Origin of the sequence: Pseudomonas pohangensis, from assembly GCF_900105995.1 — a bacterium.
GTDB lineage: Bacteria > Pseudomonadota > Gammaproteobacteria > Pseudomonadales > Pseudomonadaceae > Aquipseudomonas > Aquipseudomonas pohangensis.
This window is the reverse complement of record NZ_LT629785.1, coordinates 2598943-2614086: the sequence shown is the minus strand read 5'-3', so window position 1 is coordinate 2614086 and position 15144 is coordinate 2598943. Positions and strand designations below refer to the sequence as shown.

The 15144-nt window shown below is 60.1% G+C and carries 15 protein-coding genes; 12 read left to right on the top strand and 3 right to left on the bottom strand.

The genetic code is table 11. From position 1 onward, the window contains the following. Positions 1-24: 24 nt before the first annotated feature. From eno to ispD, 3 genes are all read left to right on the top strand, one after another. Positions 25-1314 (top strand): phosphopyruvate hydratase, encoded by a 1290-nt coding sequence (gene eno / locus BLT89_RS12325; RefSeq protein WP_090195784.1) that lies wholly within the window; start codon positions 25-27, stop codon positions 1312-1314. A 93-nt stretch (positions 1315-1407) separates the two neighbouring features. Further along, the gene (gene ftsB, locus BLT89_RS12320) at positions 1408-1689 is read left to right on the top strand and encodes a cell division protein FtsB (RefSeq protein ID WP_090195781.1); all 282 of its coding nucleotides are present in this window, start codon (positions 1408-1410) and stop codon (positions 1687-1689) included. Next, entirely contained in the window at positions 1686-2399 is a 714-nt protein-coding gene (ispD, locus tag BLT89_RS12315) for a 2-C-methyl-D-erythritol 4-phosphate cytidylyltransferase (RefSeq protein ID WP_090195778.1), read from the top strand. Before ftsB ends, ispD begins: the two co-directional genes overlap by 4 nt. A gap of 11 nt (positions 2400-2410) precedes the next feature. On the opposite strand, the gene BLT89_RS12310 is transcribed toward ispD, so the two are convergent. Next, on the bottom strand, positions 2411-3307 hold the full coding sequence (locus BLT89_RS12310) for a LysR substrate-binding domain-containing protein (RefSeq protein WP_090195775.1): 897 nt from the start codon (positions 3305-3307) through the stop codon (positions 2411-2413). 157 nt (positions 3308-3464) lie between these two features. Here BLT89_RS12310 and BLT89_RS12305 point away from each other — a divergent pair, with 157 nt between their 5' ends. The 9 genes from BLT89_RS12305 (at position 3465) to rpoS (ending at position 11566) form a co-directional block, all read left to right on the top strand. Beyond that, positions 3465-4577, top strand: a complete 1113-nt coding sequence (locus tag BLT89_RS12305) for an S-(hydroxymethyl)glutathione dehydrogenase/class III alcohol dehydrogenase (RefSeq protein ID WP_090195773.1) — start codon at positions 3465-3467, stop codon at positions 4575-4577. Positions 4578-4668: 91 nt separating this feature from the next. Further along, on the top strand, positions 4669-5514 hold the full coding sequence (fghA, locus tag BLT89_RS12300; protein ID WP_090195769.1) for an S-formylglutathione hydrolase: 846 nt from the start codon (positions 4669-4671) through the stop codon (positions 5512-5514). 93 nt (positions 5515-5607) lie between these two features. Next, entirely contained in the window at positions 5608-6081 is a 474-nt protein-coding gene (ispF, locus tag BLT89_RS12295) for a 2-C-methyl-D-erythritol 2,4-cyclodiphosphate synthase (RefSeq protein ID WP_090195766.1), read from the top strand. After that, the gene (gene truD, locus BLT89_RS12290) at positions 6078-7136 is read left to right on the top strand and encodes a tRNA pseudouridine(13) synthase TruD (protein WP_090195763.1); all 1059 of its coding nucleotides are present in this window, start codon (positions 6078-6080) and stop codon (positions 7134-7136) included. The genes ispF and truD overlap by 4 nt, the downstream gene beginning before the upstream one ends. After that, positions 7124-7873: a 5'/3'-nucleotidase SurE gene (surE, locus tag BLT89_RS12285; RefSeq protein WP_090195760.1), complete on the top strand. Its 750-nt coding sequence runs from the start codon at positions 7124-7126 to the stop codon at positions 7871-7873. Before truD ends, surE begins: the two co-directional genes overlap by 13 nt. Before the next feature lie 38 nt (positions 7874-7911). Then, positions 7912-8547: a protein-L-isoaspartate(D-aspartate) O-methyltransferase gene (locus tag BLT89_RS12280; RefSeq protein ID WP_090198993.1), complete on the top strand. Its 636-nt coding sequence runs from the start codon at positions 7912-7914 to the stop codon at positions 8545-8547. Positions 8548-8569: 22 nt separating this feature from the next. Next, positions 8570-9511 (top strand): DUF368 domain-containing protein, encoded by a 942-nt coding sequence (locus BLT89_RS12275; protein WP_090195752.1) that lies wholly within the window; start codon positions 8570-8572, stop codon positions 9509-9511. Between the two features lie 113 nt (positions 9512-9624). Continuing rightward, positions 9625-10455, top strand: coding sequence for a peptidoglycan DD-metalloendopeptidase family protein (locus BLT89_RS12270; RefSeq protein ID WP_231975108.1), 831 nt, complete (start codon positions 9625-9627; stop codon positions 10453-10455). A 103-nt stretch (positions 10456-10558) separates the two neighbouring features. Further along, complete coding sequence (gene rpoS, locus BLT89_RS12265) at positions 10559-11566, top strand: RNA polymerase sigma factor RpoS (RefSeq protein ID WP_090195747.1); 1008 nt, start codon at positions 10559-10561, stop codon at positions 11564-11566. 486 nt (positions 11567-12052) lie between these two features. Here the strand turns inward: rpoS and fdxA are convergent, their stop codons facing one another. Both fdxA and mutS read right to left on the bottom strand, forming a co-directional pair. Continuing rightward, a complete protein-coding gene (gene fdxA, locus BLT89_RS12260; RefSeq protein WP_090195742.1) occupies positions 12053-12376 on the bottom strand; it encodes a ferredoxin FdxA in 324 nt (107 codons plus the stop codon). A 137-nt stretch (positions 12377-12513) separates the two neighbouring features. Further along, entirely contained in the window at positions 12514-15081 is a 2568-nt protein-coding gene (gene mutS, locus BLT89_RS12255) for a DNA mismatch repair protein MutS (RefSeq protein ID WP_090195739.1), read from the bottom strand. Positions 15082-15144: the final 63 nt, after the last annotated feature.

Sequence of the window (15144 nt, the reverse complement as noted above, 5' to 3'; positions counted from 1 at the left end):
TCAATTTCTGGAGTTACCGCGAACATGGCAAAAATCGTCGACATCAAGGGTCGTGAAGTACTCGATTCCCGTGGCAATCCCACCGTAGAAGCCGATGTGATACTGGATAACGGTATGGTCGGCAGTGCCTGTGCACCATCCGGCGCCTCTACCGGTTCGCGTGAAGCACTGGAACTGCGTGATGGCGACAAGAGTCGTTACCTGGGCAAGGGCGTACTCAAGGCGGTAGCCAATATCAATGGTCCGATCCGTGACCTGCTGTTGGGCAAGGATGCCCGTGAGCAAAAAGTCCTCGATCACGCCATGATCGAGCTGGACGGCACCGAGAACAAAGCCAGTCTGGGCGCCAATGCGATTCTTGCGGTATCTCTGGCCGCCGCCAAAGCCGCGGCCAAGGCCAAAGGCGTGCCTCTGTACGCGCATATCGCCGACCTCAACGGTACGCCGGGTGTGTATTCGATGCCGGTGCCGATGATGAATATCATCAACGGCGGCGAGCACGCCGATAACAACGTCGACATCCAGGAGTTCATGGTGCAGCCGGTAGGTGCCAGAACCTTCTCCGATGGTCTGCGTATGGGTACGGAAATTTTTCATCACCTCAAGGCGGTGCTGAAAGCCCGTGGCCTGAGCACTTCGGTCGGTGATGAAGGTGGTTTTGCGCCGAATCTCGCGTCGAACGAAGACGCTCTGGCAGCCATCAGCGAAGCAGTCGCCAATGCCGGATACCAGCTGGGTACCGACGTCACCCTGGCGCTGGACTGCGCAGCCAGTGAGTTCTACGCAGACGGCAAGTACGACCTGGCCGGTGAAGGCAAGGTATTTGACGGCGCCGGTTTTGCCGATTATCTGGCCGGTCTGGCCGAGCGTTACCCGATCATCTCCATCGAAGATGGCATGGACGAGTCGGACTGGGCCGGCTGGAAAGTGCTGACCGACAAGATCGGCGCCAAGGTGCAGCTGGTCGGCGATGACCTGTTCGTGACCAACACCAGAATTCTCAAGCGCGGCATCGATGAGTCGATCGCCAACTCGATTCTGATCAAGTTCAACCAGATCGGCTCGCTGACCGAGACCCTGGAAGCCATCCAGATGGCCAAGGCCGCCGGTTACACGGCGGTTATCTCCCATCGCAGTGGTGAAACCGAAGACAGCACCATCGCTGATCTGGCGGTGGGGACGGCTGCCGGACAGATCAAGACCGGTTCGCTGTGCCGCTCGGATCGGGTTTCCAAGTACAACCAGTTGCTGCGTATCGAGGAGCAATTGGGTGGCAAGGCTCCCTATAAAGGCCGTGCCGAATTCCGCGGTTGATAGTGCCCGAACGCAGCTGATTTTCTCTGCTGCGTCCAGAAGTGGTAAAAGGGCAGCGCAAGCTGCCCTTTGTTTATGGAATGCCCTGGCTAGATGAAAAAAACTCCCTACTGGCTGTTTGTGCTGTTGATCCTGCTGTTGGCGGGCCTGCAGTATCGCCTGTGGGTGGGTGATGGCAGTCTGGCCGAAGTAGCCGAACTGAAGCGGCAGATTGCCTCGCAGCAGGGGGAAAACCAGCACCTGCTCGAACGTAACCGTATCCTCGAAGCGGAAGTGCTGGAGCTGAAGAAAGGCATGGAAACCGTCGAGGAGCGCGCCCGGCATGAGCTGGGCATGGTCAAAGAGGGTGAAACCCTCTATCAGCTGGCTGAATGAAAGTGTCCAGTCCGGACGCAACATCCTTCTGGGTAGTGATCCCGGCCGCAGGCATCGGTTCGCGGATGCAGGCCGATCGTCCCAAGCAGTATCTGCCGCTGGCCGGGCGCAGCATCATCGAACATACCCTTGACTGTTTTCTCGAGCATCCCGGGCTCAAGGGGCTGGTGGTTTGTCTGGCGGAGAACGACCCTTACTGGCCGACACTGGCTTGCGCCAGGGATATGCGTATTCAGCTCGCGCCCGGCGGCGTGGAGCGCGCCGATTCCGTGCTTAATGGTTTGCAGATGCTCGGCAAGCTGGGCGCAGGCGGGCAGGACTGGGTGCTGGTGCATGATGCGGCGCGGCCCAATCTGTCGCGTCAGGATCTCGATTTGTTACTGACGCAATTGGCCAACGATCCGGTGGGCGGCCTGCTGGCAGTTCCTTCGAAGGATACGCTCAAGCGGGCGCGCCCGGACGGGCGGGTGCTCGAAACCCTCGATCGCAGTCATATCTGGCAGGCGTTTACCCCGCAGATGTTTCGCTTTGCCCCCTTGCAGCAGGCGTTGCACGATGCCTTGGTGGCAGGTGCGGCGGTTACCGACGAGGCATCAGCCATCGAGCTGGCCGGTCAGGCACCCCGCCTGATCGAAGGGCGTGCCGACAACCTGAAAATCACTCGGCCGGAAGACCTGCAGAGCCTGGCGCTGCTCTGGCGTAAGGGCTGAGTGTCACGGCTTCAGGTCATGGTGTTGTATTCGTGGCGTTGCGCCATGCCGCTTTTGAGGAAGTCCACCAGTTGCCGCACCTTGGGTGACAGGTGCCGTTGCTGCGGGTAGAGCGCCCAGACGGCGGTATTCGGCGGTTGATGGTTGGCCAGCAGAGACACCAGAGCGCCGCTGCGCAGGTGTTCAAGCACGTAATAGTCCGGCAGCTGACACAAACCCAGCCCACGCAACGCCGCCTCGAGTACCGACTGGCCACTGTTGCAGCGCCAGTTGCCGCTGACCCGCTGGGCGGACTCGCGATCGTTGAGCTGGAAAGTCCAGAGGTCGGAGCTGCCGATCAGGCAGTTGTGCCCGTTCAGCTCGGACAAGCTGTGCGGACGACCATAGCGCTGCAGATAATCCGGCGCCGCGCACAGATACATCTGCCTTGGCGCCAGGCGGGTGGCTATCAGTCGTGAATCCTGCAGACGGCCCAGACGGATGGCCAGATCCAGGCCCTCCTGCACCATGTCCAGAGTACGGTTACTCAGCTCTATCTCGACTTTCAGTTGCGGATGGCGAGCCATGAAATCCGTCACCAGCGGCACAATGAAGCGCTCGCCATAGGCCACGGCGCAGGTCATGCGCAGCAGACCTTTGGGCTCGCCACCCAGATCGCCGATTGCACGCAAGGCTTCTTCACGAGCATCCTGCAAGCGCTGGCAGTGCTGCAGGAACGTCTGCCCGGCTTCAGTCAGTGCCACCCGGCGGGTACTGCGATAAAACAGGCGGGTCTGCAAGCGTTCTTCCAGACGGGCGACTTGTCGACTGACCTGCGAGGACGATAGCCCCAGGCGTTCGGCCGCCGCGGTGAACTGGCCGCATTCGGCGACTGCGACAAATTCATCCAGGCCTTCCCAGCGATTCATCGATGCTTTCCTTTCTGGGGGTAAAAGTACTGATTAAGGGCAGCAAGCGGTTAATTGTCCCTGTTTGGCAATAATGTTTCCATAAATGGCTGATTATTGATTTCTGATGGCTGCCCTATACTTTGCGCCACTTTGAACAACCTGCCGGAGAGCAAACATGATCAAGTCGCGTGCTGCCGTAGCCTTTGCGCCCAATCAACCCCTGCAAATCGTTGAGGTGGATGTAGCGCCGCCACAAGCGGGTGAAGTGCTGGTGCGCATCGTCGCCACCGGCGTTTGTCATACCGATGCCTACACCCTGTCCGGCGAAGATTCCGAAGGGGTATTTCCCTGCATTCTCGGCCATGAAGGCGGTGGCATCGTCGAGGCCGTCGGTGAAGGTGTCACCTCGCTGGCCGTCGGCGATCATGTGATCCCGCTGTATACCGCCGAATGCCGTACCTGCAAGTTCTGCACCTCGGGCAAGACCAACCTGTGCCAGGCGGTGCGCGCGACCCAGGGCAAGGGCCTGATGCCGGACGGTACCTCGCGCTTTTCTTACCAGGGGCAGCCGATCTACCACTACATGGGCTGCTCGACGTTCTCCGAGTACACCGTGCTGCCGGAAATTTCCCTGGCGAAAATTCCCGTGGATGCACCGCTGGACAAGGTCTGTCTGCTCGGCTGTGGCGTCACTACCGGCATCGGGGCCGTACTCAACACCGCCAAGGTGGAAGAAGGCGCAACGGTGGCTATCTTCGGCCTCGGCGGCATCGGGCTGGCGGCGATCATCGGCGCGAAAATGGCCAAGGCGTCACGGATCATTGCCGTGGATATCAATCCGTCCAAGTTCGATATCGCCAGGGAGCTGGGTGCCACCGACTTCGTCAATCCGAAGGAGCACAGCAAGCCGATCCAGGACGTCATCATCGAAATGACCGATGGCGGCGTCGATTACAGCTTCGAGTGCGTCGGCAATGTGCAGTTGATGCGCTCGGCGCTGGAGTGCTGCCACAAGGGCTGGGGCGAGTCGGTGATTATCGGTGTGGCCGGTGCCGGTCAGGAAATCTCCACCCGGCCGTTCCAGCTGGTGACTGGTCGCGTCTGGCGCGGTTCGGCCTTCGGCGGCGTCAAGGGTCGTACCGAACTGCCGAGTTATGTGGCGAAAGCGCAGAAGGGCGAGATTCCTCTGGATACGTTCATTACCCACAATCTGCCGCTGGACGAGATCAACCAGGCCTTCGATCTGATGCACGAAGGCAAGAGCATTCGTACGGTCATTCACTTCTGATCCCTGCAGGGCGGCAGGCGGCGAGCGGCCAGTGCCTCAGGTCCTGGTACGCTCCGGTGTATGCCCTGAAAGCTGTATTTACGGAGGTTCCATGACCTTGGAAAACCTGTCTTGCCAGAAAAGCTTCGGCGGCTGGCACAAACGATATCGTCACCGTTCCAGAACCCTGGATTGCGATATGCAATTCGCCGTTTACCTGCCGCCGCAGGCCGAACAGGGCGCCAAGCTGCCGGTGCTCTACTGGCTGTCAGGGCTGACCTGTACCGATGAGAACTTCATGCAGAAGGCCGGTGTGCAGCGCCTCGCGGCGGAGCTGGGCTTGATCGTCGTGGCCCCGGACACCAGTCCGCGTGGCGCTGATGTGCCTGGCGATCCGGACGGTGCCTGGGATTTCGGGCATGGTGCGGGCTTTTATCTGAACGCTACCCAGAAGCCATGGGCGCAGCATTATCAGATGCATGACTATGTGGTGCAGGAGTTGCCTGCCCTGATTGAGGCCAATTTCCCGGCCTCGGACAAGCGCGGCATCAGCGGCCACTCCATGGGTGGTCACGGTGCGCTGGTTTGTGCGTTGCGCAACCCCGGACGTTACCAGTCGCTGTCAGCCTTTGCGCCGATCAACAATCCGATGAACTGTCCCTGGGGCGAAAAGGCGTTTTCCCGTTTTCTCGGCGAGGATCGCTCGCGCTGGCGCGAGTGGGATGCTTGTGCGTTGCTTGCCGAGGCTTCGGAAAAGCTGCCGATACTGGTCGATCAGGGAGACAGGGATGACTTTCTCACCAATCAGTTGAAGCCCGAAGCGCTGCAAGCGGCTGCCCGTTCCGCCGGCCATCCGCTCACCCTGCGCCTGCAGCCGGGCTATGACCACAGCTACTATTTCATCGCCAGCTTTATCGATGAGCACCTGCGGCATCACGCGCAAGCGCTGAGCAACTGAGGTTTTGCGAGACAGTAACGGTTTGATGGCAATGCCAGTCCTGTAGAATCGGGCCCTGACTTTTCCAGGGCCCGATTGTTCATGAACAGCCAAATGCGTATTGGCCACGGCTACGATGTCCACCGCTTCACCGAAGGGCATTTCGTTACCCTCGGTGGCGTGCGGATTCCTCACAAATTCGGCTTGCTGGCGCATTCGGATGGCGATGTCCTGTTGCATGCGCTGTGTGATGCGTTGCTCGGCGCTGCCGCGCTGGGCGATATCGGCAAGCACTTTCCGGATACCGATCCTGCGTTCAAGGGTGCAGACAGTCGCACGCTGCTGCGTCATGTACTGGGCCTGCTCAAGGGCAAAGGCTGGCGGGTGGGCAATGTCGACGCCACCATCGTCGCCCAGGCGCCGAAGATGGCAGCGCATATAGATGCCATGCGCGCTTTGATTGCCGAGGATCTGCAGGTCGGCTCCGATCAGGTCAACGTCAAGGCGACCACCACTGAAAAACTGGGTTTTACCGGTCGTGAAGAAGGTATTGCCGTGCATGCCGTGGCTTTGTTGGTCAGCCCATGAACGAGCTTGAATTGCTCGGGCCGCGCGCCCATGGCGCCGCTTGCGGCCAGGCGCTGTTGAAGGCTACGGCCGAGGACTTCCAGGTTGATGAAGTACTGGAAATTGAGCTTTCCGGTGTCGGCGAGCATCTCTGGCTGTGGGTGGAAAAGCGTGGTCTGAATACCGAGGAGGCGGCGCGGCGGCTGGCGCGTGCGGCCGGTGTGCCGCAGCGGGCGATCAGCTATGCGGGCCTGAAGGATCGCCAGGCGTTGACCCGTCAGTGGTTCAGTCTGCACTTGCCGGGCAAGGCGGATCCGGATCTGGCGGCTGCCGAAGGGCACAGCCTGAGCATCCTCAAAGCCGTGCGCCATTCACGCAAGTTGCAGCGCGGTGCCCACGCAGCCAATGGTTTTACCTTGCGCCTGAAGCACCTGAACGCCGACAAGGACATGCTCGAGCAGCGCCTGCAGCTGCTCCGCGAGCAAGGCGTGCCGAATTATTTTGGTTTGCAACGCTTTGGCCATAAAGGCGGCAACCTGGTGGATGCTTTGCGTTTTGCCGGGGCCGGCGAGTTTCCCGAGCAGCGCAATCTGCGTTCGCGTCTGTTGTCGGCGACGCGCAGTTACCTGTTCAACCGGGTTCTCGCCGAACGGGTGGCTGCCGGCAGTTGGAATCAGGCCATGGTTGGCGACTTGCTGGCGTTCACCGATAGCCGCAGTTTTTTTCCGGCCGCCGAGGCTGAATGCAGTGATCCGCGGCTGGCTATTCTCGACTTGCATCCGACGGGCCCCATGTGGGGTGAAGGTGGGTCACCTGCAGCCGGTGCAGCGCAACTGCTGGAGGATGGATTGGCGGCCGGGCAGCCGGCGCTGGCCAATTGGCTGGCTTTGGCCGGCATGAAGCAGGAAAGGCGTATCTTGCGCCTCCCCATTGGCCAGCTGACATGGCATTATCCCGAACCTGATGTGTTGCAACTGGCTTTTGTTCTGCCGGCGGGATGCTTTGCCACCGTGGTGGTGCGTGAACTGCTTGATCTGCTACCGGCTGGACCTACGGATACTGCATGCGAATTCTGATCTCCAATGATGACGGGGTGAATGCCCCAGGTTTGGCTGCGCTGCATTCGGCGCTGGCCGATTACGCCGACTGTTCGGTGATTGCGCCGGATCAGGATAAAAGCGGCGCCAGCAGCTCGCTGACCCTGGATCGCCCGCTGCACCCGCAACGACTGGCCAACGGCTTCATCAGCCTGAATGGCACCCCGGCCGACTGTGTGCATCTGGGGCTGAACGGGCTGCTGGATCAGCCACAGGACATGGTGGTTTCCGGGATCAATCTGGGCGCCAATCTGGGCGACGATGTGCTCTATTCCGGCACCGTTGCGGCCGCCCTTGAGGGCCGTTTTCTCGATCAGCCGGCATTTGCCTTTTCCCTGCTCTCGCGTTTGCCGGACAATCTGGAAACTGCGGCCTGGTTTGCCCGCAAACTGGTCGAAGGGCATGCCCGGCTCAACCTGCCGGCGCGGACAGTGTTGAATGTCAATGTGCCGAACCTGCCGCTGGATCATATCCGCGGGGTGCAGCTGACCCGCCTGGGGCACCGCGCCCGTGCGGCCTCGCCGGTCAAGGTGGTTAATCCGCGCGGCAAGGAAGGCTACTGGATATCGGTGGCCGGTGATGCCGAAGACGGCGGGCCGGGGACGGACTTTCATGCGGTACTGCAGGGCTATATTTCGGTTACTCCCCTGCAACTGGATCGTACCTTTGCCGAGGGTTTTTCCAGTCTGGAGAATTGGTTGGAGTCGTTGCTGTGAGCCCCACCGAAGAAGAACGGCAGCGCCGCGGTAGTGGCATGACCTCGCAGCGCACCCGCGAGCGCCTGATCGAACGGTTGTATGAGGAAGGCTTGTCCAGCCCGCAGGTGCTGGAAGTCATTCGCCGCACCCCGCGCCACCTGTTTGTAGATGAGGCACTGGCCCATCGCGCCTATGAAGACACCGCGTTGCCGATCGGACATAACCAGACCATCTCGCAACCCTATATGGTCGGGCGCATGACCGAGTTATTGCTGGCCGGCGGGCCGCTGGACAAGGTGCTGGAAATCGGTACCGGCTGCGGCTATCAGACCGCCGTGCTGGCACAACTGGTGGAGCGGGTGTTCACCGTCGAGCGCATCCAGAGCTTGCAGGACCGCGCCAAGGAGCGGCTGGCGGAGCTGAAGCTGCGCAACGTGGTATATCGCTGGGGGGATGGCTGGGAAGGCTGGCCCGCACTGGCACCCTACAATGGCATCATGGTTACTGCCGCCGCCAGGGATGTCCCGCAAGCCTTGCTCGACCAGTTGGCGCCAGGTGGCCGGCTGGTGATTCCCGTGGGGGCGGGCGAAGTGCAGGACTTGCTGCTGATCGTGCGTGAAGAAAACGGCTACTCCCGGCACGTACTGGATTCCGTGCGTTTCGTGCCGTTGCTCAACGGGCCGTTGGCCTGAGTCTCAGATTAGGGAAGAAGCTATGAGGCATTATCTGTTGCTGTTTCTCAAAGGCATGGCCATGGGGGCGGCAGATGTAGTGCCGGGTGTTTCCGGAGGCACGGTCGCTTTCATTACCGGGATTTATGACGAGTTGCTGCAATCCCTGGCGCAGCTGCCCAAGGCGGGGCTGCTGTTGTTGCGTGGGCGTATCGTCGAAGCCTGGCAATGCGCCAATGCCAACTTTCTGCTGGTGCTGGTCAGCGGTATTCTGGCCAGTGTGCTTTCCCTGGCCAGACTGATTACCTCTCTGCTGGAAACCCAGCCGATAGCCTTGTGGTCGTTTTTCTTTGGTCTGATCCTGGTGTCGACGCATATCGTGGTGCGGGCGGTGCAGCACTGGGGTGTTTCCCGTCTGTGCAGTGCTTTGCTGGGTGGTGCTTTTGCCTGGTGGATCACCGTGGCGGCTCCCGTGCAGCTGGACGGGACGCCACTAACTTTGTTTCTTGCCGGTGCGGTGGCAATCTGCGCGATGATCCTGCCCGGTATTTCCGGCAGTTTTATTCTGCTATTACTGGGCCTTTATCCGGTTGTGCTTGGTGCGGTGAAAGAACTGGACCTGCTGGTGCTGGCGATATTTGCCAGCGGTTGTCTGGCCGGGTTGCTGGGTTTTTCCAGGCTGTTGAACTGGCTGCTGCACCGCTGGCGTGACCTCACCCTGGCGTTTCTGGCCGGGCTGATGCTCGGCTCGCTGAACAAGGTGTGGCCGTGGAAGCAGACAGTGAGCTGGGTGAGCAATAGTCATGGCAAGCTGCAACCCTTGCTGCAGGATAATTTGTGGCCCGATCAGTTTGCCCGGCTTTCCGGTAGCGATGCACAACTGACCCTGGCAATTTGCCTGGCAATCGCCGGCGCGCTATTGGTACTTGGTCTGGAAGCATTCGCGGCGCTACTCGCCAGGCGCACGCAGACAGAAGGAAGTTGATCATCAGGATGGGATGGCTAGTGTCAAACTCGGGTACTTCAGTGCAACTGCGCTTCGACCTGTCTTGCAAGCCGGCGCTGCGTGCCTTGGTTCTGGCCTGGCTTGGCGCCGGCATGCTGGTCGGTTGCAGTAGCAGCTCGCAGAAACCGGTGCAGGTAGTGGATCGTAATTCCACCTCCGCTTACGCCAAGAAGGCGCAGCCTTCCGGTGGCAAATATATAGTCCAGCGTGGCGACACTCTTTATTCGATCGCGTTCCGTTTTGGCTGGGACTGGAAGGCGCTGGCGGCGCGCAACAACATAGTCGCGCCTTACGTGATAATGCCCAAGCAGGTGATCTATTTCAGCGCGTCACCGGCGCCGGTGCAGGCCTATAAACCACCGGTGCATAATACCCGGCCAGTCTATGCAGCTCCGGTAACCAGTGCGGTTGCCGCGCCATCCGGGCCCATGGTCAGCAGTACATCGGTTACATCGTCGCCAGCCCCCGCGCCCGCGGCCGCTCCTATTGCCCCGGTAACCCCGGCTCCCAGTCAGACTGCGTCCCCGGTTTTAACCCCGGTAAAGCTTTCCGCGTCAGGCTGGGCGTGGCCTGCACAAGGCACCGTGATTGGCAAATTTTCCTCAAACGGTAGTTTGAATAAAGGCATTGATATCGCCGGGGAATTAGGACAGCCTGTTTTGGCTGGGCAGGATGGAACCGTTGTTTACGCCGGCAGTGGATTGCGCGGCTATGGCGAACTGGTAATCATCAAGCACAGCGATGTCTACGTAAGTGCTTACGGACACAACCGTAACTTGCTGGTGCGGGAAGGGCAAAAGGTCAAGGCAGGGCAGGTTATTGCCAATATGGGTTCGACGGGAACCGACCGGGTGAAGCTCCATTTCGAGATTCGCCGCAAGGGGAAACCGGTTGATCCTTTGCAGTATTTGCCTAGTCGCTGATCGGGGTTTGGTTCGTACAGTTGCATAGGGGTTAGGCTTGCTGGGGCCAGGGATTTTGGCCGATGCAGGCTTAAAGCGGGACTCAGTAAAAGGATAATAAGAAATGGCTCTCAAGAAAAAAGAAGTGCCAGAGTTCGAAGTAGAAGAAGACCTGTTGTTGCTGGAGCGTGAAATCGTCATGAACGAGGCCGCTGAGGGTAAGACGGATCAATCGGCTACCGACAAGGGGGCAAAAGCTTCCTCCGGCCTGAAGCAGCACAAGTTCATCGACTACACCCGTGCGCTGGATGCTACCCAGCTCTATCTCAACGAAATCGGTTTCTCACCCTTGCTGACGCCCCAGGAAGAGGTGCATTTTGCCCGCCTGGCGCAAAGTGGCGATCCGGCTGGGCGCAAGCGCATGATTGAAAGCAACTTGCGCCTGGTGGTGAAAATTGCCCGTCGCTATGTCAATCGCGGGCTTTCCCTTCTCGACCTGATCGAAGAGGGCAACCTGGGCCTGATTCGCGCGGTGGAGAAATTTGATCCCGAGCGCGGTTTCCGTTTCTCTACCTACGCCACCTGGTGGATTCGTCAGACGATTGAACGGGCCATCATGAATCAGACCCGGACCATCCGCCTGCCGATTCACGTGGTCAAGGAACTCAATATCTATCTGCGGGCGGCCCGCGAACTCACGCAAAAGCTTGATCATGAGCCCTCTCCGGAAGAAATCGCCGACTTGCTGGAAAAGCCGGTGGCTGATGTCAAACGCATGCTGCGGCTGAACGAGCGGGTATCTTCGGTGGATGTTTCGCTCGGCCCGGATTCCGACAAGACGCTGCTGGACACCCTTAGCGATGATCGCACCACCGATCCGTGTGACCTGTTGCAGGACGATGACCTGTCGCAGAGCATTGACCAGTGGCTCGGCGACCTGACCGAAAAGCAGCGCGAAGTCGTGGTGCGCCGCTTTGGTTTGCGTGGCCATGAAACCAGCACGCTGGAAGAGGTCGGTCGTGAAATCGGTCTTACCCGCGAACGGGTACGCCAGATTCAGGTCGAAGCGCTCAAGCGCTTGCGCGAGATCCTGGAAAGCAACGGTCTTTCTGGCGACTCGTTATTCCAGTAAGTGCTCGCCGACACATCGATTGCTTTGCCACCAATGAAAGGCCGCTCGCGATGAGCGGCCTTTGCTTTTCTGCCGGTAACTCGAAAGCTCACCTGATTGCAATGTAAGCAAAGGCTTACATTGCTGTAGGCCGTTGCGTGTGGCGCTAGCAGCAGTTTAACCATTTTCGTGCTGCGGTAATTTTTAACTCATTGAAAATAAAGACTTTACAAGATAGTTCGGAGCGTTCGAGTAATCGCCGGAGGGGCTGTAAGGGCCTTGTCAGGTGCAAGCCGTTGCGTACTATCGGGCGCGTGCCAATGGACTGGCGCAGGCTGCCAGGGACGGCAGTCAGGACAGCGCAGGTAGCGCTTCATCAGGATGATGACAGGGAGTAACTGGAGCGGGGAAAAAACGGGCGGCCTGGGCCGCCCGTTTTCATTTGCAGTGCATCAACCTTGCAGCAGCGTTCGGTGGCTGCGCAGCGGTTGGCGCCTGGAGGCTGGATTAGCGCTCCAGATACTGCAGCTTGTCTTTAACGCCATCCCACTCTTCGGCATCCGGCAGCGATTCTTTCTTCTCGGTGATGCACGGCCAGATCTCGGCGAGGTCGGCGTTGAGCTCAATGTACTCCTGCTGATCTTCCGGTACTTCGTCCTCGGCGAAGATGGCTTCGGCTGGGCATTCCGGTTCGCACAGGGCGCAGTCGATACACTCGTCGGGATGAATGACCAGAAAGTTCGGGCCTTCATAGAAACAGTCTACCGGGCAGACTTCCACGCAGTCGGTGTATTTGCACTTGATGCAGTTGTCGGTGACGACGAAGGTCATGCTGATGCTCCTTGGGCGACGGTTGGCGCCGCAGATGGGCGACTTGCAGGTTCAGAATGGTCGTCAGAGTTCAACCTGTAAACCTGGCGACAAGAAAAAGGCGCGCAATTCTATCACTTTCAGCTGGTGGCGCGCTGTCAGATTCGCTTTTGCCAGGCATACAGCAGTTCCAGAGCCTGGCGCGGCGTCAGGTCGTCGGTTTTCAGCTTGCGCAGTTCCTCCAGCAGCGGATGTGGCAGGCTGGCGAACAGATCACTCTGCAGCGGCTGCGACCCCGCCGCGCTGTCGCCGCCAGAGGTTTCCAGCGGCAGGCTGCTGGCTTCGAGACGTGCCAGATGTTCGCGGGCACGTTGAATGACGCTGCCCGGAACCCCGGCCAGTTGCGCCACTGCCAGCCCGTAACTCTGGCTGGCCGGTCCGGGCAGGACGCGGTGCAGAAACACGATGCGCTCGTTGTATTCGGTGGCGTTGAGGTGCACGTTGGCCACCAGCGGCTGACTGTCCGGCAGCACGGTGAGTTCGAAGTAATGGGTGGCGAACAGCGTAAAGGCGCGTAATTGCGCCAGATGCTCGGCCGCTGACCAGGCCAGCGACAAGCCATCAAAGGTGCTGGTGCCACGCCCGACCTCATCCATCAGCACCAGGCTGCGTTCGCTGGCGTTGTGCAGGATATTGGCGGTTTCACTCATCTCGACCATGAAGGTCGAACGTCCACCGGCCAGGTCGTCACTGGAACCGATACGGGTAAAAATCCGGTCGACCAGCGACAACTCGCAACGTGCGGCGGGGACAAAACTGCCGATATGCGCCAGCAGCACGATCAGTGCGGTCTGGCGCATATAGGTGGATTTACCGCCCATGTTCGGCCCGGTGATGATCAGCATGCGTGTGTCGTTGTCGAGATCGAGATCGTTGGCGACGAAGGGCGACTCAAGTACCTGTTCGACCACCGGATGACGGCCTTGCTCGATGTGCATGCACGCCTGGCTGACGAACTGTGGGCGGTTCAGGTTGAGGTTCAATGCGCGCTCGGCCAGATTGCTCAGTACATCCAGTTCGGCAAGAGCCGCCGCGCTGTCCTGTAGCGGTGCCAGCTGGCCGATCAGCAGCTCCAGCAGCTCGTCATACAGCTGTTTTTCACGGGCCAGCGCCCGGCTTTGGGCAGACAGCGCCTTGTCTTCATAAGCTTTCAGCTCTGGCGTGATGAAGCGTTCGGCGCCTTTCAGAGTCTGTCGGCGGATGTAGTCGGCCGGTGCCGACTCGGCCTGCTTGCTCGGCAGTTCGATGAAATAGCCGTGCACGCGGTTGTAGCCGACCTTCAGATTGGCCAGGCCGGTACGGGCTTTCTCGCGGGCCTCCAGGTCCATCAGGTACTGGCCGGCGTTCTCGCTGAGGCTCTGCAGTTCATCGAGTTCGGCGTCGTAGCCGGTTTTCAGCACGCCGCCATCGCGAATCACCGCAGGCGGGTTGTCGATGATCGCGCGGGCCAGCAGGTCGGCCAGCTCGGGATAGGTCTGGATGGTGTTTGCCAGGCTTTGCAGGTGAGCCACTTCCAGCGCGCTCATGGCCTGCTGCAGAGCCGGCAGCGCTGCCAGGGCATCGCGCAGTCGCGCCAGATCACGTGGCCGGGCATTGCGCAGGCCGATACGGGCGAGGATGCGCTCGATGTCGCCGATGTCCTTGAGCTGCGGCTGCAGTTGCTCGAAGCGGTAGCTGTCGAGCAGGCAACTGATCGAGTCCTGGCGTGCTTGCAGGGTCGTCAGGTCGCGCAGCGGGCGGTTCAGCCAGCGCGTCAGCAGGCGGCTGCCCATGCTGGTCTGGCAGTGATCAACAACGGCTTGCAGGGTGTTGTCGCGGCCGCCCGAGAGGTTGGTATCCAGCTCCAGATTGCGCCGGCTGGCGCCATCGAGAATCACCGTGTCATCCAGACGCTCATGCTGCAGCTTGCGCAGGTGCGGCAGCGCGGTGCGCTGGGTTTCCTTGGCGTAGGTCAGCAGGCAGCCGGCGGCACCGATCGCCAGGGTCAGGTTCTCGCAGCCAAAGCCTTTCAGGTCACGGGTGGCGAATTGCTGGCACAGTCCTTTCAGGGCACTGTCGCGGTCAAAGTCCCAAGGGGCGCGGCGCTGCACGCCACGCCGCTTGTCCAGTGGCATGCCGCTCGGCCAGTCGTCGGGAATCAGCAGCTCGACCGGGCTGAGGCGATCCAGTTCGGCCAGCAGGTTCTCCCAGCCCTGAATTTCCAGCACGCTGAAGACGCCGCTGGTGATGTCGAGCGTGGCCAGGCCGAACAGACGCTCGTCACCCAGCACGGCAGCCAGCAGATTGTCGCGGCGTTCGTCGAGCAGCGCTTCATCGCTGACGGTGCCCGGTGTAATGATGCGCACCACCTGGCGCTCCACCGGGCCCTTGCTGGTCGCCGGATCGCCGATCTGCTCGCAGATCACCACCGACTCGCCGAGCCTGACCAGTTTGGCCAGATAGCCTTCGGCGGCATGGAAGGGCAGGCCGCACATCGGAATCGACTTGCCGGCTGACTGGCCGCGTGCGGTCAGGGTAATGTCGAGCAGCGCGGCGGCTTTCTTGGCGTCCTCGTAGAACAGTTCGTAAAAATCGCCCATGCGGTAGAACATCAGCTGCTCCGGATGCTGATTTTTCAGCTTCCAGTACTGTTGCATCATGGGGGTGTGGGCTGAGAGGTCGCTCATCGTCCGCGGGTCCGGCTGCAATCACAAAGTCGCGTAGTGTACGGTATCCACCTTGTCTGTATT

Bases quoted from the DNA above. Each gene is read 5' to 3' on its own strand.
- eno (WP_090195784.1), top strand. From the start codon at position 25: ATGGCAAAAATCGTCGACATCAAGGGTCGTGAAGTACTCGATTCCCGT.
- ftsB (WP_090195781.1), top strand. From the start codon at position 1,408: ATGAAAAAAACTCCCTACTGGCTGTTTGTGCTGTTGATCCTGCTGTTG.
- ispD (WP_090195778.1), top strand. From the start codon at position 1,686: ATGAAAGTGTCCAGTCCGGACGCAACATCCTTCTGGGTAGTGATCCCG.
- BLT89_RS12310 (WP_090195775.1), bottom strand. From the start codon at position 3,307: ATGAATCGCTGGGAAGGCCTGGATGAATTTGTCGCAGTCGCCGAATGC.
- BLT89_RS12305 (WP_090195773.1), top strand. From the start codon at position 3,465: ATGATCAAGTCGCGTGCTGCCGTAGCCTTTGCGCCCAATCAACCCCTG.
- fghA (WP_090195769.1), top strand. From the start codon at position 4,669: ATGACCTTGGAAAACCTGTCTTGCCAGAAAAGCTTCGGCGGCTGGCAC.
- ispF (WP_090195766.1), top strand. From the start codon at position 5,608: ATGCGTATTGGCCACGGCTACGATGTCCACCGCTTCACCGAAGGGCAT.
- truD (WP_090195763.1), top strand. From the start codon at position 6,078: ATGAACGAGCTTGAATTGCTCGGGCCGCGCGCCCATGGCGCCGCTTGC.
- surE (WP_090195760.1), top strand. From the start codon at position 7,124: ATGCGAATTCTGATCTCCAATGATGACGGGGTGAATGCCCCAGGTTTG.
- BLT89_RS12280 (WP_090198993.1), top strand. From the start codon at position 7,912: ATGACCTCGCAGCGCACCCGCGAGCGCCTGATCGAACGGTTGTATGAG.
- BLT89_RS12275 (WP_090195752.1), top strand. From the start codon at position 8,570: ATGAGGCATTATCTGTTGCTGTTTCTCAAAGGCATGGCCATGGGGGCG.
- BLT89_RS12270 (WP_231975108.1), top strand. From the start codon at position 9,625: ATGCTGGTCGGTTGCAGTAGCAGCTCGCAGAAACCGGTGCAGGTAGTG.
- rpoS (WP_090195747.1), top strand. From the start codon at position 10,559: ATGGCTCTCAAGAAAAAAGAAGTGCCAGAGTTCGAAGTAGAAGAAGAC.
- fdxA (WP_090195742.1), bottom strand. From the start codon at position 12,376: ATGACCTTCGTCGTCACCGACAACTGCATCAAGTGCAAATACACCGAC.
- mutS (WP_090195739.1), bottom strand. From the start codon at position 15,081: ATGAGCGACCTCTCAGCCCACACCCCCATGATGCAACAGTACTGGAAG.